This is a genomic window from Clostridium sp. LXY-7 (assembly GCF_056172015.1).
This window is the reverse complement of sequence record NZ_JBLLJL010000002.1, coordinates 546,924-572,926: the sequence shown is the minus strand read 5'-3', so window position 1 is coordinate 572,926 and position 26,003 is coordinate 546,924. Positions and strand designations below refer to the sequence as shown.

The window sequence follows — 26,003 nt, the reverse complement described above, 5'->3', positions numbered from 1 at the left end:
AAATTTCATGTATATTCCAACATATGTATTAATTTGTATGCAGACTATACACCTAACTTTATGCATATTTCTTTAGTGACTGCTCCATATTTCTTTTCATTGCCAACATATCTGTTAAGAAAACATCTATTAACAGTTTGCCATCCATATGATACTCTTGTCTGAACACCTTTGCGCCAAGCTTACGGTAGAAGCTATTGGAAGGTGCAAAATGATGATTGTAAATAACAATTTCTTTCATTCCATATTGCAAAAAAAATTCTAAAATATATGAAATCATTTTAAGAGAAATACCTCGTCCTCTTTGTTCTGGATACACCCATAACCCATTAAGTTCAATTCCATTTTCTGCTATATCATCAGTCTCAGCAAAACTTCCAGCTGCAAAACCAATCATCTTGTCATTTTCAAATGCTCCAATCAACAAGCGAATATCATCGTTTTCTTGGGCTGTATGCATCCAATCTACCCAGAAATCCAATTCTTCAGAAATGGAAAGAGTATTTTTAGCCTTGCCAGCCAATTCTTCAGTCCAGCAAAGAATCTTTAATTTCATAGCTTGTACCATGTCTGATTCCTTTAATTGTCTAATTGTAATCATTGTAAGTACCTCACTTTTTTAATTAATGTATTTTATAGTTTTATATTAAGAAAAGTTATAATAATTAACAATGTAGAATTAATTTCAGAAGAATTATTTTACATTATACTAAATACACACTCTAAATTTTAAAATAAAATGACCATTGCTACTCTCTTCACAGCTTCTATGCTACTAATTGGGTAGATAAAATCTTTTAAATTCAACTCCTGGAATAAATCCAAGCTCGTAATAAACCGATTCTGAAATATTTCCTATTGTTACAAACAATCGTAAAACGGAATATTTACAATTTAAAACGGTTAGTGCCTTTTTAAGCATGGTTGTTGCAAGATTCTTTCCTCTATATGAAGGATTAACTCCAATAGTATGTATTAAAGGCCACTCTTCAAAACAGGATATAAGACAAGCACCAATTAACTTTTTTTCTGCTTTGTCGTATATAAGTGTAGATGCCTCAAGTAGTATGTTTTCGGTCCAGTCGTTAAAATACTCATTTACTCCATCTAAATAATCTTCATAGGTACATTCTTGGCAATTTTGTTTAGCAGCATACTGGCAATCTATACCGCCATTAAAGCTTTCGTAAAATAGCTTAGCAATTTCTACATTATTGCTCTGTTCAGGGGTTTTTACTATTATAGTATTATCCCACACAAAATCAAAAACTTCGGTAGGTCTCATCATCCATCGTCTATTTTTATCTGGCCAAAAACCAAGCATTTCAAAATAGTGAGATTGTTCTAGAGAAATTTGATACGCATATATGTTTTTGCTGGAATCTGACCATTTAACCAATAATTTTTTTAATAATTTTACTATTTCAAATAGGTCTGTAAACGGAGGAATAATAAATAAACGTGATAGTACATTAGGTTCTATTAGCACTCCACCGATTCTAAGTTCACCAGCTTTTATCCAGTAAAAGCTTTCATCCTTTGCAAAAGGATTATCGAGACTTATTGCTAACCGTAGATCCCAATTTTTAACTGCAAATCTATTATAAATTTTATCCCCATAAACTGATTCATATATTGCAAATTCTTCTGAATTAGCTTTTACAATAGAATATTTATCTGATAGTTCATAACAATCTATATTACTTGACCAATTTCGCATATTATCCTGATTCCCCTTTTATATAAATAATTGGATTTCATTTGTACATTATAAATTGGATGATAAGCATCTCTACCATCTTTTTTCATCCTTTTCATGTTTTCATTTAACTCACATCGTAAGATAATTGGACAAAATTCATTTTAAAAAATCAAACTTTTACTTCATAACAATCATTGACACTTACTATTCTAAATCCAGAATCCTCGTATAATGAGAGAGCCTTTCTGTTTTCTGTTTCAACACTAAGAGTGAAATTTTCCATTCCCTGATTAAGTAAGTAAGCAATTGTTTTTGATAATATTGCTTTTCCAAATCCCTTTCCTCTATAACTCTTGTGCACTGCTAAATCAGCAATACTTCCCTTACCATTCTCTATTCTTGCAGAAATAATCCCAACTGTAGTATTATGAATCTTACCAATAAAATTACTATATTTAGAATTATTTAAATTTGATTCATTGTATGTTCGCTCATCTTCTTCGGTGGTTCCAAAAGCTTCCATGCCTATAGGTACAATCTTATCTAAATCTTCAAGTGATGCTCTACTCAAAACAAGATCAGTGTATTCTCCAATGAACTCTTTATAATATTCTCTATTAAACTTCATTTCATAGGTTGAGTATTTCTCTTCTCCGCCTACATAGATAATGAGCTCTCTAAGTCTAATAGCCTCTCTTTTATTAATGAATTTTAAAGTGAATACCTTATTTTCTCTACATCTATCTCTTACACCCTTAAAAAGCTCAGCGAAAATATCCTTTGCTTTGCAAGCTGGATGAATTGCACTCCATATATAGGCTTCACCCATATTATAGCTGGGTGTCATACCAAAATATGCAACTAAATCTCTTTCATCATAAAATAGAAATTTAGTAGTGTTCTCTGCTTTTTCATCAAGATAAAACTTTAGATCTGTATTATCCTTTTCATTACATATCTCTATTAATTTCTTAACATCCTCAAAATTTTCTTCACTTAAGCTCTGCTCTATAATTACTCTATTTTTGTAATTAAATTTCTCCATTTTTAGTCCCTCTACCTTTAAACTTCATATTTCCTCTTAGCAAATGCTATTATATGTCCATCAAGATCAGATCCATAAGCTACATAATCTCCCCATGACCGCAATTCTGTATTACTTATCCCTGTTCCACCAGCTTTTATAAGCCTATGATAAAACTCGTCTGGATTTTCAACAAATATATAAATTTCGCATCTTGGTATTCCATCGCCCTCTTTAGGATGAGGAATTTTATTCTCAAGAATTCTTACAATTCCATCTGATGGCATTATTCCTAAGGTAACATTTTTTGAAAGCTCAAATTCGGTCATTCCCGGCACATGTAGTATTGGGTTTATATCTAGTAACTCCTGATAAAATAATTTAGAATTTTCTTGAATTTCAACATATATAATAAACATAACTTCATTTCCAAGGTGTGAACTCATATTTATATTAACCCCCTTATAATATGACTAAGCGTATATGCCTTAACAAAAACATAAAGCTAGTGGAACTGCTTTTCAACCATTTGAGCCACAGAGACTAGTAATTTTCTTTCCTCAATATGCTCAAAATACTATTTGTGCCTTTCATTCATAATAATTATACCATTCAGTTCATAATTTTTACAATATTACCTATCTATTTCAATTTAAGCTTATTTGGAAATTAATTGGATTTTAGGCTAATAACTAGGTATCAGTTCTATTAATTATAGTATTAAAATCATACATATCTTAAAATAGTAAGGCTTTGTTTTAAGATAGTGTTGATAATGAACAACCATTTAAAACAAAGCAAATAATAAAAATCCTAAAGCTAGAAATACTAACCTTAGGATTCTTTTATTAACTAATCATAAACTTTACTATAGCTAATATCCATAAGTGTAATGGATAAAATATATAAAACATATACTTACTAAACACGTTATTTAGTCCTCTTTCTCCATTATAAAGAAGTATAAAAGGAACTACTGTTATGAATAAAAAGTCTGAGTTAAACATGAGCATATCTATAGTCATATCTAATGCTGGGTAAATAACCAAATTCATTTTAAGCAGTATAGCGAATAATAAAATATATCCGATTAATAAATTTTTATTATTTTCTCTAAAGAAATATGTCACCATTATAAATGGTATAAGACTTGCTCCGCCTTCTACAAATAATGCTCCAGAAATTAAAAGAATAGATAATATTATTACTCCTATCTTTTTATTTTCTTCACATCTTTTACTATACTCTAATAGGTTTATAATAGTAAGTCCAAGGGCTAATGTAGCAAATATGTTATTGTATACACTAATATAGTACAAACCTCATTACTCCAACTGCAATAAATGAAAAACCAATGATAAATATGGCTATTGCTCCAAGATTCTTTCTTACAATTTTACTCATTTTCTTCCCTCCCCAAATATTCTTTAAAGGACCTATATATAAATATTTCACCTCTAAATATTGCTATTTATAACTTATCAATTGCTATAATTAAATTATAAGGGATAAATCTTTAAATTTTCCTATCATAATTATTAAGAAAATCTTAAGTTTTACCTAGATTTTAATATAATATTGATTTCAAAGCCGCATATTAAAAATTTCTATATGAACACAAAAGGTGTTATCTCAAAATCAATTTGAGATAGCACCTTTTATTTGTCTAAAAATTACTGTTTATTATTTTTTGGCTTTGTTTTAAATGGTTGACACCTATATTTTTTCTATTTCTTCTTGTATGCCCAAAATACTATTACTTATATGTTGAAGCGCTAAGGATTGCTCATTAGCAATTTGAGTACTATTACGTATGCCTTCTGCAATATTTGTAATTGATGATTTTATATCATTTAAAATATTATTAATACCTTTCAGAGAATCAGCAGAATTTGTAGATAGCTTACCTATTTCCTTAGATACTACACCAAATCCTCTTCCATATTCCCCTGCTCTAGCAGCCTCAATAGAAGCATTCAATCCTAAAAGTTTTAGTTGGTCTGTAATGCCTTTAATAGTGTTTAAAACATTATTAATACTACCTAACTGACTTTCTGAACTGTTTGCCATATCTTCAATGATTTTCGAATGATTAAGACTCTCCAAACTACCTGCTGTAATCTGTTGTATTGCGGAGGTCATTTCTTCTATTTCTCTTGCAACCTTTTGAATAATCTTTACTTTTGCCTGAGTTGATAAATGTTTTGTATACTCTTCTTTTGCAATAATTGCTGCAAGCTGTTGAAGTGGTTTCATTTTATCTGGGTCTCCAGATAGTCCTATACAACCTAATCTCTCTCCGTTGTACAATATTACTCCATTATAACCTGGTAGTACTCCATTAAGTTTTTCTGCCATTTCAATACTGACTGCTAATTCATCAAGTTCTCCAGACATAATTCTTTTTGCACCATCATGAACCTTACCTAATCTTTCAGGTTGCATTGTGGCTATAATAACGCCACCTTGGGTCATGAAATTAGCATTTCCTCCTGTTACATCATGTAACATATTAACAATTCTTTTAGCTAGCTCCACAGGAAAGGATTTGCTTGAATTAGTCCCTTCATTAAATGTACTCATTTCTAATCCCCCAATTTATTTCTTCAGTTTAAATCTATAAGTTAATTAAAATATCTTTATTTAGCTTTATATGTAAATGGATACAATTTAACATTTTTTCTATATTATATCATAAGAAAAATTTTTAAACAATAAAGTGCGGTACCATGAACATCCATTTACCATGAAGTATGAAGTTTTTTTATATCCTTATAAGCAAGCTTTTCTATGCTTTAAAGTACGTATTTATAAGCATTTTACGTATATACTTATCCTCAAGTGTAATCTAGCAGCTCTGTAAACTTTGTGCACAATTTACATTTAAAACTATATATATTTGTACATGGTGCACAAAATAAAAAGCCAACGAACATATTTAAAACTGTTCATTGGCTCGGAATTTTCTAAAATAACCCAAAGAATCCTGTAAGTAATACTACAATTGCAAAGGCCATCCTATATACTGCAAATACTCTCATTGGTTTTTTCTTTAGATATGATATAAATTTATTAATTACTGCTAATGCTACTATGAAGGAAACTAGGAATCCAACCGCAAGAGCAATTATTTCTGGTGATGTAAGAGTAGCTAATCCTCCAATTTTTAAAATCTTTAAAAAGCTCATTCCCACCATAACTGGGATTGCTAAAAAGAAGGAGAACTCTGCAGCCGCCACAGTAGAAAGTCCTGAAATCCATCCTCCAATAATTGTGGAAGCAGAACGAGACATTCCTGGAATTATAGCTAAGCATTGAAATGCTCCAATTATCACTGCTTGCTTTACTGTAATATTTAAATCTGCTCCTCTACCTTTACTTTTCACCTTTCCATTGCTTCTTCTAAATTTCTTCTCAGCATATATCATCCATATACCACCAAAGAATAAGGTTATAGCTACAACCATTGGTGTAAATAAATATTTATCTGCTATATCATTTAAAAGTATTCCAAAAACTCCTCCAGGAATACAAGCAATAAATATCATAAACCAAAATTTAAAACCTGATCTTTCATAACCCACCTTTTGTGGAAAGAAATTTATAAGAGTATCCTTTATTTTCGCCCAGTAAAGTATAATTACTGCAAGGATTGCTCCTAATTGTATTACGTATGTATACATCTCCACATAATTTGGATTAGTACCTTTAAACCCCATTAAATTTTGAAAAATAATTAAATGCCCTGTAGAAGATACTGGTAAAAATTCAGTTATTCCTTCTACGATTCCAAGCACCATAGATTTTATTATTAAAAGTATTGTTTCCATTGTAACCACCCATTTCTATATTATTGACACTATTTTAATATAGTACTAATATTGAGTTCATATCCATACCATTTAAAATATTGCTATTAATTACTTGATGAGCTGTCTAATTTCTGACAGATATTTTCCTCTTATGATTAAGAAATATATTACTTGGATTAATAAGAAGCTTCCCATTACTAAGAAGGCCGCTGAAGTAACTTCTATATGGAAGGCATTTTTTAATCCTCCAAGGGCAAATAGTCCATGTATTACAGCTACTATATATGGAAGTAAAAATAAAACTCCTATCTCAATAGTTGATATCTTCTTGATTTCACCATAGGTCAATCCTATCTTATTTAGTTGCTCATATTTTTTCTTATCCTCTTCTGTGCCCATATAAAGCTTATTATATACGAAACTTCCTGTAGTTACAAAGAAAATTATTCCTAGTATTATAGCTAAAAACATCACCGTGCCATAATTAACCTTTGCGGATTCAAGCATTCCTGCCTTAGATAAAAAAATATATATAGGTTCATTTAGGGCACCGTTATATTTCTCCTGAAAGGTTTTCGATATATTTAAGGTTTCAATATAGTTCTCCACATGGAAGGAATAAAACTTTTGCTCTACTGCCTTAAGATTTATGCTATTATATAAATCATCTTTCACAATGTATACATCTTCATATAAGGCTGGCATTATTCTTTTTTCCACTTTCCCTGTGACTTTTATAACTTTATCCCCTATATCTATAGTATTTCTTGACTGCTCTTCTAATGGTCCTCCTACTAGTGCTTCACCCTCTTTAATGTTCATAGGTTCTATTCCTAGGTCATTAGCTAATTCTTTATAGGTACTTTCATTTATTAATCCCATTTTCACAACACTTCCATCTAAAATAACGGGCTTAATATATCCTTCAACTATAGAGTATTGTATATTATTATTTTTTAAAGAATCTTTTATAAAATTAATTCTTTCTTCATGTGTAGATTTTGAGTTGCTAGTCTCCTCATTTCCATTTTTATTATCTATTGAATAATAGAATGCATGAGGAAAAGCTATTTCCACTTGACTTTCTATATCTCTCCAAAAGGCATATATTCCTCCAATAGAGGTAAAAGCCATAGCTGTAGTTATTGTTATCAAGAAAAACATTCTAGTATTATCTTTTATTTTATAGTATAGATTGGAAACCCACAGTAATGTGATATTTTTCCTATAAAAGTATTTATTGTTTTTTAGTAGTTTTATAGCAAATACATTAAATTCTGAAAATAATAAATAGGTTGCTAGAATAACCATTGAAGTAATTGGAATTATAAGATTTATAACATTATCCTTAACTGCTGTAATTGCTAAATAGTATCCAATTCCTAATAGAATCAAACTACTCATAGCCAAAATCGGTGAGGTTTTTGGTTCCTTTTTTGGTGCTCTTGTACCTTTAAGTAGTTTTAAAACTTCATTCTCCTTAACTATAAAGGAAGCAAACATGGAAATTAATACTCCCATTATTCCAAAGGCAAAAAAATTAATTATAATTGCCTTTATAGGTATATAAAACTCTAATACCTTTATTCCTAGTAATCTTGAAGTAATTACTAGAAACAATTTCGAGAAAATTAGCCCTATTAGTATTCCTCCTATTCCAGCTACTGTGCTTATAATGGTATTCTCCATAAAAATCAGCTTTTTAATTTGACTTTTAGAAGTGCCAAGTATATAGAGTGTTCCAAACTCACTATATCTACTTTTTAAAAATACACTAACGGAATAAAATACGAAGAAAAATAGAAATAAATATGCAATAACTCCCGTTACATGTAGAGCCATTATTAAAAAATCAGGAATTTCATTAAAATTTAAATCTGGATGAAGTACCACCATAGTAAAGGAGAAAAGCAAAGAGGCTGATATGGTACTGCTTAAAAAATAAGCAAAGTAAGCCTTAATATTTCTTAGGACATTTTTTATGGCAAATTCTTTAAAATCCATTAATTAACGCCTCCTAATAGTGCAAGTACGTCAATTATCTCTTGATAGAATTGCTCTCTACTGTCTCCCTTATATATCTCATTATATATAACTCCGTCCTTAATAAATAATATTCTATTACAGTAACTAGCAGCTACTGGGTCATGGGTTACCATCATTGTAGTTACCTTTTCCTCACTATTTATCTTTTCAAAGAGTTCCATTACAATTTTTGAAGCCTTTGAATCCAAATTTCCTGTAGGTTCATCAGCTAGTATTATGGAAGGATTATGTATTAATGCTCTAGCAATAGCCGTTCGTTGTGCTTCTCCACCTGATACTTCAAAGGTTCTCTTATTAAGTAATTCTTCTATTCCTAGGATCTTAGATACCTTTTCTAACTTTTCATCCTGATCCTTTAGTTCTACTGCATCTAAAGTTAAGGGCAATAAGATGTTTTCACCTATGGTTAGAGTATCCAATAGATTAAAATCTTGAAATACAAAGCCTAGCTCCTTTCGTCTAAATAATGCAAGGTCATCCCCTTTGAGGGTTAGTGGATTTTTCTCCTTTATCCATATGTCTCCTGAAGTTGGTGTATCCACCGTTGAAATCATATTTAAAAGAGTCGTTTTCCCACTTCCAGAGGGCCCCATAACTCCTACAAATTCTCCATGTTCTATAGTAAAGCTTACATTATTCAAAGCATTGAAAACCCTTTGCTTTCCATACACCTTAGTCAAATTAGTTACTTTTAATATATCCATAGTATTCACTCCTTTTATTTCTACTCATTCTGACTATACTTCAATGTTATACTACCTTCTCAAAAGTAACTATCTACAAACCTTACACAAACCTTACAGCTGTGTAAGGTTTAATATTATTGTTCTATTTTCATATAGTGTTGATAAGGAGCTACATATTATTGCGAAGGAAGCCATTTGCAGAAAACTTAGATTTACTTAGGTTATATGAGAGTAAAAAGCGTTAAGAAAGACAACTTGTTCGAGAGAATCGAGTTGTTGGCTTTTAGTTTTTTACTTGAATAGAACCTTAGTAAATCAAGGTTTCGAAACGGATTCCGAGTAATAATATGTAGCTCGAAAATCAGCACTATATGAAACATAACAATATCACAATTAACCGCTAGTAAATACTATTGAAACTTTTGTACCTTCTTGTACTTTAGATTCTATATTTATCTCATGATTTAGATTGTCACATATCTTTTTTACCATATATAAGCCCATACCTGTTGATTCTCCAAAGTTACGGCCATTTTCTCCTGTGAAAAAGGGATCAAACACTCTTTTTATATCTTTTTTAGGTATCCCAACACCTTCATCAACTATATGTAAGATAATCCTCTTTTCATCTTTATGTGCAGCTATGGTTAAATATTTCCCATGGCCTTTGGAGTATTTTACTCCATTTATAATGAGCTGCTGCAATATAAACCTTAGCCATTTTAAATCACTGTACACTTCTAGTGATTCATCTATTTCTACCCTAGGCATAATTCTATTTTTTATAAACAATTTCTTTTCTTCATTTACACTATCCATTACTAATTTGTATAAGGATAGCTTTTCAACGCGGAAGTCCTTTTGAAAGGAATCAAGTCTTGCGAAGTACATAGCCATGTTTAAGCCCTTATTTAGCTTAATAACCTCTTCCCCTATGCTCTCTATTACCGCATCACCCTCATTGTCTTGAAGGTGAAGATCTATAACTGAAAGTGGTGTCTTCATCTGGTGAACCCACTGATTTATAAAGGTGATATGCTCTTTATAGATTTTATCATATTTCTGTAACTCTTCTTCATATAGCTTATGCTGCTTTTTCAATACCTCTGAAATATTTTCACCTAAGGTGGAATTTCCTAACTCTAAGAATGCCTCTTGAGTAGTATTTAATCCACTATGAAATAATTCATATACCTGCTTTTGTTTATAGTATCTAAAGGCTAAAAAACACCATAGAATAAAGGTGTTAAATAGTAATATATAGAGTCCTTCCCTTAAGTCGAGAAAATTTATAAGTCCACAATATATTACTGTAAGAAAAATACTTAAATAATATATGCCAATATATCCTCTATACTCTTTTATAAATAACTTCATCTTCATATTTCTTACCACACTTTATTTAATTTATAGCCAATACCTCTTATAGTCTCAATTCCATTTTCAATACCTAAATCCTGCAGCCTTTTTCTTATTCTACTTACATTTACATTTAAGGTATTCTCCTCAACAAACTCAGTATTATCCCAGATTTTCTCTAGTAGATAATCCCTACTCACCACCTTAGGGTACTGCTTTATAAGACATTCTAGAAGTATTCCTTCCTTCTTAGTAATAATAAAAGTTTTACCTTCAAACTCCAATTCTAATCTCTCCGTATAATATTTAAGTCCATCTAGTTCCACTACTCTTTCATCCACCTTAGGTGCATAATCCCCAAAAGCCCTTCTAAGATGGCTTTTTATCTTTGCAATCACCACATCATAATAGAAGGGTTTAGTTATATAATCGTCAGCCCCACATTCTAAAGCTCTAATCTGATCGGCTCCGCCCTCTCTTGCAGATATAAAGATAATAGGTACCTTGGACTGCTGCCTTATCTTACTACACCAATAAAAGCCGTCAAACTTTGGTAAATTCACATCTAAGAGTACTAAATCTGGATTATAGTCATTAAACTCTGTTACAATGTTCTCAAAATTCTCTACATCCTTTGCTTCAAAACCATATCTTACTATGTAATCTTTTAGTAAATTACTTATTGATAAATCATCTTCTATAACATATATTTTATAAGTCATTGTTATCTCCTATTTTTTATACAAAAATTTTATTATACATATGTTGTAATAATGATACTTCATATTAATTCAATTACAACCTATATATCTTAATATTATACCAATTTTTTCATATAACTTCAGATGATATACAAAAAAATTAAGGGATTATTTAGTAACCCCTTATTTCTCACATTGTGAACACTATTCATTAATATACTCCAAATCAACTTCATTAGTTATTTAATTCGTTTCATAATTGGATGTTTCTCATCGAATTGTATTAAATCCCATAAATTTCCATATAAATCCTTAAACACTGCAACTATTCCATAAAATTGCTCTTTTGGTTCTCTTACAAATTCTATTCCATTTGAAATCATTTCATTATAGTCTCTCCGAAAATCATCAGTGCTTAAAAACAGAAAAACTCTGCCGCCTGATTGATTACCGATGAATGGCTCTTGTTCAGAATTAGATGCTCTTGCAAGTAATACTGTAGTTCCAACTGAACCTGGTGGAGATACAACTACCCAACGCTTGTCTTGTTCAGGCTGATATGTATCTTCAATTAATGTAAAATGAAGTTTCTTCGTATAAAATTCTATAGCCTCATCATAGTCTTTGACAACTAGAGCTATATGGACAATAGATTGTACCATTTTCTCAACTCCTACTCATTTTGTGTTTTATTATTTATTATTTATACAAAATTTTACGAAACCAATAAGTGTCTTAACAAAGCTACATCTTCATGAAATTACTTCATGTTCTATATCCAAAATGATTCTAATAATTTTATACCAACGGCTACCATTCTAAGATCATGGAACAGTGGTATTATACCATACTTCAAATTATATAAATCTTTGTTGCACATAAACTTATTACAATAGATAATTATCTTATAAAAATTATACCATATTATACTAAATATTCATGTATATATATCATAATTTTAATAATAAATATTTATATATTTTTGTGCATCATTTTTTGCTCTACAAAACAAAAACACTGTATATTAATATTATGTGGTATATTTTATTTATTATTTTTATCTTTTAGGTGATTGTAAAATCCTTGTTTATCTGTCCATTGAATTAAATCAATTTCAAATCCATCTGGATCTTTTATATAGAATTGCCTCGAAAATGATTTAATTATAATTTCTTGTTTTTGTTCAACATACCCCTTTAATTTCAAGGATTCCAATAATTCATCTGCATTCTCAATATGGTAACCTATATGTCTAAAGTTCTGCTCTTCTTCTATTGTGAAATTATCTTTTTCAGAAATAAACAATTCATGTCCATCTCCCTTAAGAATCGCATAACTCTTTCCATTTGCTTTTATGCCTTTATCAATAGGTTCATAATTAAGAACATCTCTATAAAAAACTATAAATTTATCAACATTTGAAACATATCTATTTAAGTGGTCTATCATTTTCATCATATGGCCACCCCTTTAACCGTTTAATTAATCAATATTTTACAATTTTGCAATAATACTTTCACCTATTCTATCGCCTTTTTCCGCACATCGTTCTATAAAAGTTTAATCTTCATTAATGGCTTTCCATAATATAAAAATGCGTAAAATTCCCTGTTTAATTGTAACCCTGGAATAAAATATTTTTGACTTTTGCAAAGAAAAATATCATCCATGCTATCTATTAATAATCACTATCTTACAGCGTAGAATTAACTTCAAGAAAATTATACCATATTATACAGAACATTTGTCTATATATTCCATAAATTGGATGAGAAATATCTCTAATATAGCATTATTAAGTTTCTAAAGAACTTTACTTTCGTGTATACTTTATTTGTATTTCGACGTAAAAATATTCAGTTTTATGTTTTAATCGCTAAATAGAAATAGATTATAATTCATTATTTATTAGTTGTTGAGCAAATGACCTTGAATGCTCAATTTTATCATCTGTTATAAATACAGATTTATACCCAAGGTCTCTTTCAGCGAGCATTCCAATATATTTTAATTGAGAGTGTTTGCAATATCGTTTAATGCCTTCTTCAAATAAATCTGCTCCATTTTCTGGTCTATACCCACAAGTGGTTATGATAGCTAACTTTTTGCCATTCCAAAGAGAGGGACCCTTTTTATCACCATAATACTTGTTCATTCCATACACCAAACGATCCAACAGTGATTTCATAGGTGGTGTACAAAACCATGAGTAAATAGGTGTAGCTAAAATAATGACATCGCAATCATATATTTTATCAAAAATTTGCTGCATATCATCAGAATATCGACATCCAAAGATTGTCCAGTCTTTTTGGCATTTCCGACAAGCAGTACACGGTTCAATATTTTTATCATAAAGCCAAATCAAATCATACTGAACTTGATTAAGTTCAAGTTCCTCAATAAATGGCTTTAATAATTTAGATGTATTTCCATTTTTACGAGGGCTTCCCATAAGGATACAATATTTCATTTTATCTCTCCTTTGCTGATAATACTCAATACAAAATGCACACTTCTTAAAATAATAATTACATTAAAAATAAGAAGAATGCAGTATGTCACAATACTTTTTTATAATTTTATTGCTTTTACTGATGCAGACATAATATATTCTCCAACTTTTAAATTGTGTGCCCATTTTTCAGCATATTCCTTTGATACTTCTTGGGTTTCAATTCTAATATCACTAAAGCCAGCCTTTTTTAAATATAATTTTAATTCCTCAACTGAAGATGCCCCAGTAACTCATCCACAATAAAGCTTCTCATCTTGTTTCATTTCCTCTGTTAATTCTCTAATAAGAACTATATCAGAAATAGCAACGCTACCACCCTTTTTTAATACACGATAAGCTTCATTATATACCCTTTGTTTATTTGGAGATAAATTTATAACGCAGTTTGAAATAATTACATCTGCAGTATTATCTGCTACAGGAAGATTTTCAATTTCTCCTAATCTAAAGTCTACATTTCTATATCTATATTTTTTAGACATAAATCTGGATTTATTAATCATCTCTGGAGTCATGTCAATTCCAATAATGTATCCCTTGATTCCAACTTTTTTTGAAGCTAAAAAACAGTCGAATCCTCCTCCACTTCCAAGGTCTATAACAGTTTCACCTTCTTTAAGGTTAGCTATTAACTGGGGATTTCCACAACCCAATCCCATATTAGCTTCCTCTGGAGCAGTTGATATTTCTTCATCAGAATATCCGATTTTACGTGATATCTCTATTGAAGATTTTTTAATATTAAGACCTTCACTACAGCATCCATCCTCTTTTACATTTCCAATAGCTATTTTCCTATAACTATTACGAACAACATCTCTAACATCTATCTTTTTAAAATCACTCATTTTTTGCCTCCGCTAATTATTTTTATATTTACAACTATTTTCAATATAATTTTTATAATCTCTTAAATTTTCACAAGTCATTCCACACTTTTTATATTCAATTAAATTTTCTATATCTTGCTTGCATATGTCTATTTTATTTAATTCATTCTCTAGAAGTTCTTTTATAAATGTAAACTTTTCCAAAGTTTCTTTATTTAATTTATAATACACCCATTGAGCTTTTTTCTCATATATCACAATATTAAATATACTCAGCTTAGTGAGATGTCTTGAGGCATTGGATTGTGTAATTCCTAATATATATTCAATTTCACATACACATAATTCTTCATCTTTTAATAGATTTAATATTCTAATTCTATTTTCATCGCCTAATGCTTTTAGCATTTGTACTATATCCATTTCATACCTCCTCATAGTTTTATGGATTAATGCTTACACTCCTTTATGCTTATATTCACTTATACTCATATAATATGCTTATTGATTAAAATTATCAATCTATAATTTTATAATTCATATGAAATGTTCTTATTTTCTAGCACCACACCATCAGCTTTCAAAGAACACTCTTTTATTTATAAATTATTTCATAATATAATCATGTTGCGTACTTTTTTGAATTGCGAAATAAAAATACCGCTTATTCTTTTTGAATAATACGGCATTATGAATAAATTATTTAATTGTATATTGGTTTCATTATTTAAGAATATGAAGTATTATCTATGTCCTTCTAATCGTGCCTTTATGAATCCCATATATGTTAGTGTTGAACTTTCAGATATTTGAGAAACCTCAAATCCACATTTTTTATAGAAATCATAATTTTCAGGAGTTGTATGTACCCACCAATTTCCATGAGGTAACTTTTGTAAGCATAAGTCTACTAATTTTTTACCAATGCCTTTTCCTCTATATGCCTCTTTAACAGCAAGGTCTTGAATAGTTGCAGTCATAACTCTATCTGATACAACTCTTACCATTGCTATTATGTCTTCATTATCCCATACAGTGAAAACCCATGATGAATTTTTAAAGCAGATTTCGTACTTTTCATCTTGCCATTGTGGTTGATTTGAAGCCACCCAACCAACCTCGGTGTACATTCTCTTAATCATATCCGATTTAAGCCCATCTGCTCCTTCTCTAATAATCAAACCCTTATAATATTGATACATAATATTCCCCCCTAAAATTTATTTTGTCATTAAGTCGCAATTTTTTACTATTACGAACAATTTCAGATAGCTATGCCTTATTTTCTTAAATATAATTTCAATATTTCTTTAAAGATAACTCTTTAATATCTACTATACATTTCTTAGCTATTTCATCTATTTCGTTAATTACATACTCCATATCTAAAATTGTTAAAGTTCCCTCATTTTTATTGTGTTTAAAATTCTTCTGAAAGTTATTAATTAAGTCTACTAAATTTTCTGGCTTAATTTCATCTATACATAATTGCTTAGGAATAATCATATTTTCTTTAGTTAATTTGAAAAATTTAAATAATTTCATATTTAAAACATAATAGTCCTTATAACACCTCTTTATTCTTTCAGTTTTCTCTTCTTCTGATACCCCTGTCAGATATTGAAAACAAAAGTTATTAAAACTTATGGTATCTGCAACAAGATGGCAATAATATCCTAATATAAAGTCATTATATTTTCCACTCATATACTTTTCCTTAAATACAGATATATCACTTAAATCAGTACTTTTCTTTTGAAAATGGGATTTAAGTCTCCCTCCCCTTTCTTTAGAATGAGCATCTGGTGCTAAACTTCCTATAACAAATGAATTTCTATCTAGATTAACTGCTTCAAGAATCTTCTTTGATATGCAATAATGTATCATTGATGAAGGCATAGTTATCACTCCTATAATATGTTTATACCATAAAAAACTAAAATACATTTGAATTATGAAATTTCTCTGTAATGATTTGCATAAGAAGTGGAGAAACTATTTAAATTAGAATTTCTTAATCTAATTTATGTTTGAAACTCTTATGCAAGTCATGGAAGAGAAATTTCATAATTCTAGTATAGAAATATTTTTTGAGGTCTAATCATAATATGTTTTAATACTACTTGATAATACAAATCTCATTTTCTAGCCATTTTTCTAATTCAGAAATCATATCTGCATAACGACTAATGGCGTTTATTGTTTCTATTACTTGAGCAGTCCCTATGTGCTGTTCTTCTTGGTCTGTACATTCAATCCATAAAGACCGTTTTAAACTATATTCTAGCCAGCCTAGTTTGCCCCAAAAACCATTTACTAAGACCATTCTCCAATTTGCTTGTAGTGTTCCATATCTATTTTTATATCCATCTATAAAAGCCAAAAATTTTTCTTTGTTAATGTTTCCTATTTCATTTTCACACCAGTAAATAGCTGTTTCAGTTAATTCTTGCATAGAATTTATATAGCCAGCTGCCTCCCAATCAATAATAATGGGGTTGTCTCCGTTCCACATAACATTTTTAGGATCTAAATCCCTATGGCTAATAACCATATCTGAAGCAAGCAGTGTTGCTGATTTATTTGCCAGGGCATTCCAATGGTAAAGCTTATCAATGATTCCGATCAGCAGGTTAACCCACACTGCATTATTTTCTTGTCCCTTTTGCAAATAGTAATTCCAATCTGTTAGCTTTGGATTATCTGACCAATGATTAACTATGCCTAGTTCTGAAAAATCTGTTATATGGATATCAGCAAGAATAGAACCTATTTTTTCGCAATGAACTGTAGTAATTTCATTAGGTTTAAGACTTTTACCATCTACCCAATGGAACACAAGATAGAATTGATTGTCTATTTCTTGCATGAAAGTGCCATTAAATTTTTTAGCTGGAAGAGCAGGTATATTATTTGATGCAATATTAGCAATTTGCTCTGAATTAATGAAGTTCTGCATTGCCGCAGGTCTAAGCATTATTTGAGGGTTTAATGCTTTAATTGCATATTTACCTTGCGAAGTTTCAATAGCATACATTCTGTGTAAAAGCCCACCCGATATGGCTTCAGGCATACCAATCATCTCACCAAGCTGTAAAATGTTACACAATTTTTTAAATTGTAGATTGTATTGAATATCACTCATTTTTTGTACTCCTCTTTAGGTTTCATATGAATTGTATAAATAATCCTTATTTTATGATATAGCTTTAATCTAAAGAAAATTATACCATATTTCGCTAAATATTCATTTATATATTTCATAATTTTGTAAATTATATTTTAAATATCATATTATTTAATTTTAGGAACAATATAGTGGATAGCAGTAACACCAATATAATTATAATTATTTTAAAAAAAATATATAATTATTTTTGACGAATTTTTCACGTCAAATAAAAACAGAGGACCTTTACTAAAGTCCTCTTTTAATCTTTCTATTTCATTTATTGATAGGTACCAGATATTGATGGAATAAAAGTATCTGATATTTTAAAAAATTCATTTACTTTTTTTCTTTAAAATTATATCTATATAAAGCATTAGGATAAGTTATTATTCCAAAAAATTTTTTTTCTGTAGTTCCTGTAGAAACAACAACAAAATATAACACCTCTTAAATTATTGCTTTTATAGTTTACTTTGTATACCAAACAAGCTTACTATCAAATCATTCTGTGAATGCTGGATAGAAGTCCGTAATGATTCGTCGTTTAAGAATATTATGTTCTTAATTGTTAATTCTATTTATCTAATAATCTTCCCATTATAACTGTATTATAATAGTTTCCATCTTTATGAATACGATCCTTTATTAATAATCCTTCTTCTACAAATCCATATCTTTTATATAATTGAATTGCTTTTGTATTTATTTCTACCACAGTTAATGAAATTTTTTCAATTCCCACAGTATCTGCCCATATCAAAATATTTTCTAGTAGTACTTTACCAATTCCATGAGCCCAGTATTCCTTTGATATACATATTCCAAACTCCGCTCTGTGTCTAAATCTACTTAGTTTACTTCCTTCTAAGCGAGTAAATCCAACAATTTTACCTTCTACTTCTGCAACTAAAAATATAGTTTTTTCCGCTATTGAATCTTCATAAATAAGTTTTTCAAAATCTTCTGGACTTAATAAATCTTCACCAGATTCCCTATCAAGATTTTCTGTTTCTCCATCGATTTTAACTCTTAATTTAGATAATTCAATTGCATCATATTTTGTTGGACAACGAAGTATCCATGTTAGACTTTTACCTTCTATTCTTTTGCTTTCAATAATCATACATTACCTCCAACAGTATTATTAATATTAAAATAAGTTCGTACCTAATTACGTAGATGTAACTATTAATAAGTTGCAATAAAGATAATTCATATTACAAGTATGTTTAATGAATTGTTGAATACTTATGATGTAAGTACCATAGCTGTTCCCTATTTTTAATGTAATACCCTTCCATATTACGGATATTTATATTTTTTATAGTTCCCTCAACTTGTTTTTCAATATACCATGCAATATTTTCGTCCATACTTACAGCCTACTAAAGGTAAAGTTCAAATAAATAATCTAATCTTCAATAATATCAATGAATCTCTGCACTGCTGTAGACATAAGAATATCTTTTTTAGTTGCTATACCCATAATTCTCTCTGGGATTTTTTCTTTAATAGATATTTCATATAATTGTTCCTCATCCAATTCCTTTTGAATATAATCTTTTATAACACAGGAAACTCCCAACCCTCTTTTAGCAAATTCTATCATTAGTTCTACATTACTTAACTCCATTTGTGGCACTATTTCTAGTCCATGTGAACTAAAATAATTATCTATATAATTCCTTGTATTACCACCTTTCTCTAGTAGAATAATAGGATATCTATGCACTAAATTCTTCAATGGTATCTGTTTTTTACAAATTTCCTTGTACTTTTCTCCTACCACAAAGCAATCTTGTATTTTAAATGTTTTAATAACATTAAAAGAATTGTTAGTCTCTATATGCGTATTTAAAATTCCTATATCTATCTCACCTGAATCTAATGCTTTCGCTATTTCATAGCTTGACTTATCTTTAACATAAATTTTTATATTTGGATAGTTTAAATTATAAATTTCTATATATTTAATTAGATAGTATTTGCATACTGCACTACATACAGCTATTCTTATCTGACCTAAATTAAGATTTTTTAATTCTAAAAATTTTCTTTCTGCTGTCATCATAAGACCATAGCCTTGCTCTATATATTTGAATAATACCTCACCTTCTAAGGTAAGTGAAACTCCTTTGGGAGTTCTATAAAACAATTCTCCCCCTAATTTTCCCTCTAATAATTTTATAGACTGACTAACTGCTGGCTGTGATGTAAAAAGCTCTTTTGCCGCTTTAGATATACTGCCTAATTTGGCAGTAATATAGAAAATTCTGTAAAGTTCAAGATTAATATACATATAAAAATTTAGTATACCTCCTATACTAGATATCAATTTTACTTATACCAGTATATTAATTATAATTGCTTTATAAAAGTTATTCAACAATTAAAAGCATTGGAGGTTATAGTGTGGTATTTATTTATTACTTATTATCATTAGTATCTGGATTTGCCTTAACCTTACAGGTTGGTATAAATGGAGTACTTCGTTCTAAAATAGGAAACCCTATTATTTCATCCCTTGTTAGCTTCGGTGTAGGGACTTTAGGACTTGCATTAGTATTCTTCTTTACTGTATTAAATGGTTCTAGTACATTACCAACTGCTACTCATATTAGAAATACAAGTTGGTGGATGTTCCTAGGGGGATTATTAGGAGCATTTTATATATTTACAACCATATTTACATCTCCTAAGATTGGATTTGCAAATATGTTTAGTCTTGTAGTATGTGGTCAAATACTCCTTGCTGTTATATTTGATCATTTTGGATTATTAGGCAACCAAATTCATTTATTAACTCCACTAAGAACACTAGGGATTATTTTCTTAGTCTTAGGCGTTTATATTATTCAAACTCATTAATTAGAGATTTATATTTAAATCTTAATCAATAAAACATCATTATAGGAGGTAATGTTTATGAAAAGAATCTGTATTTATTCTGGCTCTAATCTAGGTTTCCGTTCAGAATATAAAGAAAGTGCTAAACTACTAGGTAAAATATTAGCTGAAAACAAAATTGAATTAGTATATGGTGGTTCAAGAATAGGTCTTATGGGTGAGATATCAAATGAAGTTTTAAGAAATAACGGAAAGGTTATTGGGGTTATGCCTAAAGGGCTTTTCTCAGGTGAAATGGTTCATAAAAATTTGACTAAACTTATTGAAGTCGAAAACATGCATGAAAGGAAACAAGCTATGGCTGAGCTTTCTGATGGGTTTATAGCACTTCCTGGTGGACTGGGCACTTTTGAGGAACTATTTGAAGTACTTAGTTGGGCTCAGCTTGGTATTCATAAAAAGCCTATTGGCATATTAAATATATCAAACTTCTTTGACCCTCTTTTACATATGATTAAAAACACTTGTACTGAAGGTTTCATGAATGAATCAAATATTAAGCTTATTTCAGTTTCAGACACTCCTTTAGAATTAATCAAACAAATGAAAAACTATGAGCCACCTTTAATGGAAAATAAATGGCGTGAATTATCATAAAAATACCTTTATTTTCTGCAAAAGATATTTATAAGAAAAATATAGACAGTTGACTATTATGTGTAACTTGAAGTCAACTGTCCGTTTCACCTATTATAATTCTAAAATAAAAAACTACTTTTGTAATACTCATCTTTAAGCATTGAATATATAATTTGATCCAAATAACCACGTTTAGCTTTATAGTTTTGTCTTAGAATTCCATCTCTATGCATTCCAAGTCCTCCATAAAGCTTGATTCCTATGAAATTATCGGGATACACATCCAACCAAAAGCGATTAATATTTCTATCCTCAAATGCATATTTTAATAATGCAATCATAGCTTCTTTTCCGTATCCTATCCCTTTGTGAGAAATAGCAATTCTTCTTAATTCAAAAATTTCTGATTTTAAATCTAATCTAATTAGAGCATATCCAATAATTAAATTATCCACTTTTTGTCTAAATACAAAAAGCAATTGATTTTTATCTTGAATTTCTGCCTTGTGCTCCTCATACGTACCAATCCAGAGAAAGTTTCTATTATCCTCATGGCTTTCCAATTCAATAATAGTTTCAATATCTTCTTCAGTGGCGTCAAGTATATAAAGACGCTTTGTTTCTATCATACTAATCCTCCCTATTTTCTCACTGCTTATATTATATAAATGCTTTTCAATTTCTCAATATATTAAAAATTCGTATCAATAAAAAACATCCTTTTGAGAGTATGACCCTATAATATATCTGTGGTGTTTTCAGGCATTTGCATTACACGTTTCAGATATTCCATCATATTTCTATCTTCCTCATTATTATATTCAAATTCAAAGTGTTTTCCCACAGATAAAGCTAAAGTTCGAAACAACTGGCAAGTAGTGAAAATTGTGGACCATAAAGTATTATAATCACTGGTTGAATAAGTCTTTGCATACATATCCCAAAATTCTGGGGACAGATACTTTTTAAAGTATTTTCCGCTCTTTCCAGCAGAAAGGGAAAAGTCTGTTTCTACTCCAATATGCCATTCTATCATAGTATGAAGTGCTTCCCTTACAGGAGAATTGAACATCCACATAACATAGGGTAATTCATCTCTTGCAATACCTTTAGCTACATTTTGTAAACACCACCAAAATTCATTACAACAGCTTAAATAAAGAAGTTCTGTGGGCTTTTTAATCCAATAGTCCTCATCTGTGGCAGATGGAATTATTGGGAGGCAGTTGTCCTTATCAAGCAGTGGAACAGTTAATTTGTCACTTAAATATCTGGTGAGAGTTTCTCCTTTGGTCTGCAAGCAAAGGTCAATGCGATTTCCGTCCTTAAATAACATTAAGAATGTATACGAGCGGTCAAAGTTCATTTGAATATCGAAAGCCATGTCATTCTTGTCAGGCTCTTGTAAAATAAGTAGTTCACCGAAAATGGATATCCAATTTTTATCTTCAATAAAAGACTTTGTCTCCGTTACCACATATACAATATCATAGTCTTGAAAAATATCCTTTGGCACATTAGTATTTGTTCTCGAGCCGTTCATATAAACTGCACGGATACGTTCATCATTTTTTGCTACACTAAGAATTAAGTCCATCATTTCTTGTTCTTTTCTCATAAATTTATCCCCCATCTTTTATAAATGAATCTTCTGAAAGTGATCTTACAATGTAAGATAACTTTCAGAAGATTATAACAAATTATACTATATATTCATATGAATTTCATGATTTTAGTAGAGTTTGTTTTAAGTAGTTCATTATCAACACCATATTAAAACAAAGTCAAAAATCTATATAGATATAGCTTCATTGTCTACATTTTAGGTATGGTAAAACTAATAGTAGTTCCAGCTTCTATAGAAGATGAACACTTTATCTTACCTCCATGACTCTCTACTATATACTTAGATATAGAAAGACCAAGTCCTGAACCTGATATATTAGTATTCCTATATTTTTCCCCTCTATAGAATTTATTAAAGACAAAGGGTATGTCATCTATGCTAATTCCACTACCAAAATCCTTAATATTTAAAGTGATTTTATCCATATCATCATCTATCCAAATTTCAATTTTCTCTCCTGATTTAGAGTATTTTATTGAATTTACAATAATATTATTTATAACTTGATTTATTCTTATTGTATCTATAAAAACTAGAGCCCTTGGCAATTCTCCCTTAACAATTAACCTCATATTATGAGTAGCTACATCAATAGATAAGTCTCCTAAGATTTCTATTAGATAATCATCAGAGTATATTTCTTTTCTTTCAATGGGCATTTCATTTAACTCTGTTTTTGATTGTTCTAATATATCATCTATTAATTTTGAAAGTTCCTTAGATTTCTTCAATATAATGTTTGAATATCTTTTTATACCTTCTTCATCATTTACAATTCCATCTCTTATACCTTCTACATATCCTGAGATGGATGAAAGAGGAGTTTTTAAATCGTGAGAAATACAGGTTAATAGTTCTTTTTCATTTCTTTTAAGCTTTTCTTCCTTTTCTTTTGAGTATATTATTTCATCTCTCATAGCTTCAAAGTCATGACAAAATCCTCCCACTTCCCCATGGTAATCATAGTTTATTTTACACTGATAACTTCCATTTAATATAGTTTTCGCACTACTATGAAGCTCCTTAATTGGTCTTATTATATCAATTTTTACAAATCTATTAATCATAAAAACTAATATAGCTATCACAAATAAAAGTATCCATAGGGGTATAAATTTTTCATTCTCATTTGCACCTTCTAACGCATTCTGAGGTAAATCTATAATTATAATCCCTTCTTGAACACCATCATTAACTAAAGGAACACTGTATCTAATTAGTCCATTATTTCTATTAGCAAAGGCATTATCATAACCTATTTCATTTTCAAGATTTATCTTCTCTTCTTTGTTAAAATCACTTATAGAAGAAAAGATAACCTCCCCTTTTAAGTTTATAACTGTATAATTATAAAAATCATTTTCCATGTAATAGTTATTTTCTTTAAACATTTCTTTAATCAATTCTCTTTGACTTGAGGTTTCTATTCTTAATAGATTAGACTTATCTTCTTTTTTAATATCTTCCTTTAAAATTAGAATAGAATATATCACTGAAAATATAACAAGTAGATATATTAGCCCTGTAAATATACTAATTTTTTTACTAAGGTAATTATCTTTTACTCTATTATTTCCCACTTATATCCTACTCCCCATATTGTCTTTATTGATTTTTCCCCATATTCTCCAAGTTTCTCTCTTAACCTTTTAACGTATACAGCTATAGTGTTTTCGTCCATATACTCACTGTACCCCCATACATTTTCATATATCTGGGACTTTGAAAATACTTGTGAAGGATTAGAAGTAAAAAAATCTAATATTTGAAATTCTTTAGAAGTTAGTGATACTTCCTGACCGTTTAATATAGCCTTATACCCCTTAGAGTCTACTATTAAATTTCCAAATTGTTTTACATCTGGTAGCATATCACTAGAAAATGAAGTGTACCTCCTTATATGGGCTTTCACCCTTGCTACTAATTCCATTGGAGAAAAGGGCTTTGTAATATAGTCATCTGCCCCCACGCCTAAGGTTAGTATCTTATCCATCTCTCCATTTTTAGCCGATAACATAAGTATTGGCATTTTTGATATTGTCCTTATTCTTTTACAAGCTTCAATCCCATCTAAAAGTGGGAGCATAATATCTAAAATAATGAGCTTTATCATAGGATCATTAGCTAACTCTACTCCTTTTAAGCCATCATTAGCTATTAACACCTGAAACCCATCTATTTCTAAATAGTCTTTTATTAAGTTTCCTAAATCATTATCATCTTCAATTACTAAGATTTTGTCACCTATTTTACTCACCCCCACTTCCATTATATCATTATTTTACCAGCCCCTACTTTTTATAAATTCAAATATCTTTTTTTCTCTATTATCTGAATCTTTTTCATTGTATCTTCCAAGAGATAAATCACCATCAATTCTTCCATCCTTTAAATAAATTAATCTACTTGCTCTTGAGGCTGCCTTTAAATCATGGGTTACCATTACTATGGATTGACCCTCTTCATTTAACTGAGTAAGTATATCTAGTACCTTGGCTCCAGTTGAAGAATTAAGTGCTCCTGTCGGTTCATCACCAAAAATTATTTTAGGATTGTTTATTAATGATCTAGCAATTGCAACTCTCTGCTGTTGTCCTCCCGATATTTCTGAAGGATATTTATTTTCTATATCTTTCAGCTCTAATCTATTTAATAGTTCATCTGTTTTTTTGTTTACACTCTTCTTATCTTTATTGTTTAGATAACCACAATAAGTAATATTTTCTTTTACAGTCAAATCATAAAGTAAGTTTATACTCTGAAAAACAAATGAGATATCTTTGTTTCTAATACCTGAGGCTTCTTTTTCATCTATATTAATTATATCTTTTCCTAGAAGCTCAATGCTACCTGCACTTGGGCTATCCATAGTACTAATAGAATATAGCAATGTAGATTTTCCAGAACCTGAACTACCCATTATTACAGTAAAATCACTTTCATATATATCTAAGTTAATATTTTTTAATACATTGTTTGATGTTTTTCCTAAAATAAATGATTTACATAATCCTCTTGCTTTAATAATACTTTCCATCTC

Annotated in this window: 28 protein-coding genes and 1 pseudogene; 2 read left to right on the top strand and 27 right to left on the bottom strand. The window is 29.6% G+C overall.

Going from position 1 to position 26,003, the window contains the following annotated elements; genetic code table 11:
- Positions 1–58 precede the first annotated feature (58 nt).
- From ACI48Q_RS09815 to ACI48Q_RS09710, 22 genes and pseudogenes are all read right to left on the bottom strand, one after another.
- A complete protein-coding gene (locus ACI48Q_RS09815; RefSeq protein WP_474918903.1) occupies positions 59–601 on the bottom strand; it encodes a GNAT family N-acetyltransferase in 543 nt (180 codons plus the stop codon).
- Positions 602–775: 174 nt separating this feature from the next.
- A complete protein-coding gene (locus ACI48Q_RS09810; RefSeq protein ID WP_474918902.1) occupies positions 776–1,720 on the bottom strand; it encodes a GNAT family N-acetyltransferase in 945 nt (314 codons plus the stop codon).
- Between the two features lie 151 nt (positions 1,721–1,871).
- Complete coding sequence (locus ACI48Q_RS09805) at positions 1,872–2,747, bottom strand: GNAT family N-acetyltransferase (RefSeq protein WP_474918901.1); 876 nt, start codon at positions 2,745–2,747, stop codon at positions 1,872–1,874.
- 17 nt (positions 2,748–2,764) lie between these two features.
- Entirely contained in the window at positions 2,765–3,172 is a 408-nt protein-coding gene (locus ACI48Q_RS09800) for a VOC family protein (protein ID WP_474918900.1), read from the bottom strand.
- A gap of 402 nt (positions 3,173–3,574) precedes the next feature.
- A complete protein-coding gene (locus ACI48Q_RS09795) occupies positions 3,575–4,045 on the bottom strand; it encodes a TraX family protein (protein WP_474918899.1) in 471 nt (156 codons plus the stop codon).
- Between the two features lie 397 nt (positions 4,046–4,442).
- A complete protein-coding gene (locus ACI48Q_RS09790) occupies positions 4,443–5,309 on the bottom strand; it encodes a sugar diacid recognition domain-containing protein (RefSeq protein ID WP_474918898.1) in 867 nt (288 codons plus the stop codon).
- Positions 5,310–5,692: 383 nt separating this feature from the next.
- Entirely contained in the window at positions 5,693–6,556 is an 864-nt protein-coding gene (locus ACI48Q_RS09785; protein WP_474918897.1) for an undecaprenyl-diphosphate phosphatase, read from the bottom strand.
- Between the two features lie 90 nt (positions 6,557–6,646).
- Positions 6,647–8,542, bottom strand: a complete 1,896-nt coding sequence (locus tag ACI48Q_RS09780; RefSeq protein WP_474918896.1) for an FtsX-like permease family protein — start codon at positions 8,540–8,542, stop codon at positions 6,647–6,649.
- The gene (locus tag ACI48Q_RS09775) at positions 8,542–9,288 is read right to left on the bottom strand and encodes an ABC transporter ATP-binding protein (protein WP_474918895.1); all 747 of its coding nucleotides are present in this window, start codon (positions 9,286–9,288) and stop codon (positions 8,542–8,544) included. Before ACI48Q_RS09775 ends, ACI48Q_RS09780 begins: the two co-directional genes overlap by 1 nt.
- Positions 9,289–9,663: 375 nt before the next feature.
- Positions 9,664–10,647, bottom strand: a complete 984-nt coding sequence (locus ACI48Q_RS09770) for an ATP-binding protein (RefSeq protein ID WP_474919513.1) — start codon at positions 10,645–10,647, stop codon at positions 9,664–9,666.
- A gap of 11 nt (positions 10,648–10,658) precedes the next feature.
- The gene (locus tag ACI48Q_RS09765) at positions 10,659–11,351 is read right to left on the bottom strand and encodes a response regulator (protein ID WP_474918894.1); all 693 of its coding nucleotides are present in this window, start codon (positions 11,349–11,351) and stop codon (positions 10,659–10,661) included.
- 218 nt (positions 11,352–11,569) lie between these two features.
- Positions 11,570–11,992: a VOC family protein gene (locus ACI48Q_RS09760; protein ID WP_474918893.1), complete on the bottom strand. Its 423-nt coding sequence runs from the start codon at positions 11,990–11,992 to the stop codon at positions 11,570–11,572.
- A gap of 382 nt (positions 11,993–12,374) precedes the next feature.
- Positions 12,375–12,788: a VOC family protein gene (locus ACI48Q_RS09755; protein ID WP_474918892.1), complete on the bottom strand. Its 414-nt coding sequence runs from the start codon at positions 12,786–12,788 to the stop codon at positions 12,375–12,377.
- Positions 12,789–13,221: 433 nt separating this feature from the next.
- The gene (locus ACI48Q_RS09750) at positions 13,222–13,803 is read right to left on the bottom strand and encodes a flavodoxin family protein (protein WP_474918891.1); all 582 of its coding nucleotides are present in this window, start codon (positions 13,801–13,803) and stop codon (positions 13,222–13,224) included.
- A 101-nt stretch (positions 13,804–13,904) separates the two neighbouring features.
- Entirely contained in the window at positions 13,905–14,696 is a 792-nt protein-coding gene (gene arsM / locus ACI48Q_RS09745; RefSeq protein WP_474918890.1) for an arsenite methyltransferase, read from the bottom strand.
- 12 nt (positions 14,697–14,708) lie between these two features.
- A complete protein-coding gene (locus tag ACI48Q_RS09740) occupies positions 14,709–15,101 on the bottom strand; it encodes an ArsR/SmtB family transcription factor (RefSeq protein ID WP_474918889.1) in 393 nt (130 codons plus the stop codon).
- A 320-nt stretch (positions 15,102–15,421) separates the two neighbouring features.
- Positions 15,422–15,880 (bottom strand): GNAT family N-acetyltransferase, encoded by a 459-nt coding sequence (locus ACI48Q_RS09735; protein ID WP_474918888.1) that lies wholly within the window; start codon positions 15,878–15,880, stop codon positions 15,422–15,424.
- Positions 15,881–15,977: 97 nt separating this feature from the next.
- Entirely contained in the window at positions 15,978–16,577 is a 600-nt protein-coding gene (locus ACI48Q_RS09730; RefSeq protein ID WP_474918887.1) for a zinc dependent phospholipase C family protein, read from the bottom strand.
- Positions 16,578–16,797: 220 nt separating this feature from the next.
- Positions 16,798–17,823: a phosphotransferase gene (locus tag ACI48Q_RS09725; protein WP_474918886.1), complete on the bottom strand. Its 1,026-nt coding sequence runs from the start codon at positions 17,821–17,823 to the stop codon at positions 16,798–16,800.
- Between the two features lie 601 nt (positions 17,824–18,424).
- On the bottom strand, positions 18,425–18,973 hold the full coding sequence (locus tag ACI48Q_RS09720) for an N-acetyltransferase family protein (protein ID WP_474918885.1): 549 nt from the start codon (positions 18,971–18,973) through the stop codon (positions 18,425–18,427).
- A 142-nt stretch (positions 18,974–19,115) separates the two neighbouring features.
- Positions 19,116–19,223: pseudogene (locus ACI48Q_RS09715) on the bottom strand (lactate utilization protein); the annotation flags it as partial.
- Positions 19,224–19,261: 38 nt separating this feature from the next.
- Entirely contained in the window at positions 19,262–20,149 is an 888-nt protein-coding gene (locus ACI48Q_RS09710; RefSeq protein WP_474918884.1) for a LysR family transcriptional regulator, read from the bottom strand.
- A 113-nt stretch (positions 20,150–20,262) separates the two neighbouring features.
- On the opposite strand from ACI48Q_RS09710, the gene ACI48Q_RS09705 reads away from it, so the two are divergent.
- Together ACI48Q_RS09705 and ACI48Q_RS09700 are read left to right on the top strand one after the other, a co-directional pair.
- Positions 20,263–20,718, top strand: coding sequence for a DMT family transporter (locus tag ACI48Q_RS09705; protein WP_474918883.1), 456 nt, complete (start codon positions 20,263–20,265; stop codon positions 20,716–20,718).
- A 57-nt stretch (positions 20,719–20,775) separates the two neighbouring features.
- Positions 20,776–21,354, top strand: coding sequence for an LOG family protein (locus ACI48Q_RS09700; RefSeq protein ID WP_474918882.1), 579 nt, complete (start codon positions 20,776–20,778; stop codon positions 21,352–21,354).
- 101 nt (positions 21,355–21,455) lie between these two features.
- Here the strand turns inward: ACI48Q_RS09700 and ACI48Q_RS09695 are convergent, their stop codons facing one another.
- The 5 genes from ACI48Q_RS09695 to ACI48Q_RS09675 all read right to left on the bottom strand — a co-directional run bounded on the left by ACI48Q_RS09695 (position 21,456) and on the right by ACI48Q_RS09675 (position 26,000).
- A complete protein-coding gene (locus tag ACI48Q_RS09695; protein ID WP_474918881.1) occupies positions 21,456–21,965 on the bottom strand; it encodes a GNAT family N-acetyltransferase in 510 nt (169 codons plus the stop codon).
- A gap of 107 nt (positions 21,966–22,072) precedes the next feature.
- Positions 22,073–22,954 carry an aminoglycoside 6-adenylyltransferase gene (locus ACI48Q_RS09690; protein ID WP_474918880.1) on the bottom strand — a complete coding sequence of 294 codons (882 nt, stop codon included), beginning with the start codon at positions 22,952–22,954 and terminating at the stop codon, positions 22,073–22,075.
- Positions 22,955–23,151: 197 nt separating this feature from the next.
- Positions 23,152–24,543, bottom strand: coding sequence for a HAMP domain-containing sensor histidine kinase (locus tag ACI48Q_RS09685; RefSeq protein ID WP_474918879.1), 1,392 nt, complete (start codon positions 24,541–24,543; stop codon positions 23,152–23,154).
- Complete coding sequence (locus tag ACI48Q_RS09680; protein ID WP_474918878.1) at positions 24,525–25,220, bottom strand: response regulator transcription factor; 696 nt, start codon at positions 25,218–25,220, stop codon at positions 24,525–24,527. Before ACI48Q_RS09680 ends, ACI48Q_RS09685 begins: the two co-directional genes overlap by 19 nt.
- Before the next feature lie 24 nt (positions 25,221–25,244).
- Entirely contained in the window at positions 25,245–26,000 is a 756-nt protein-coding gene (locus tag ACI48Q_RS09675; RefSeq protein ID WP_474918877.1) for an ABC transporter ATP-binding protein, read from the bottom strand.
- Positions 26,001–26,003: the final 3 nt, after the last annotated feature.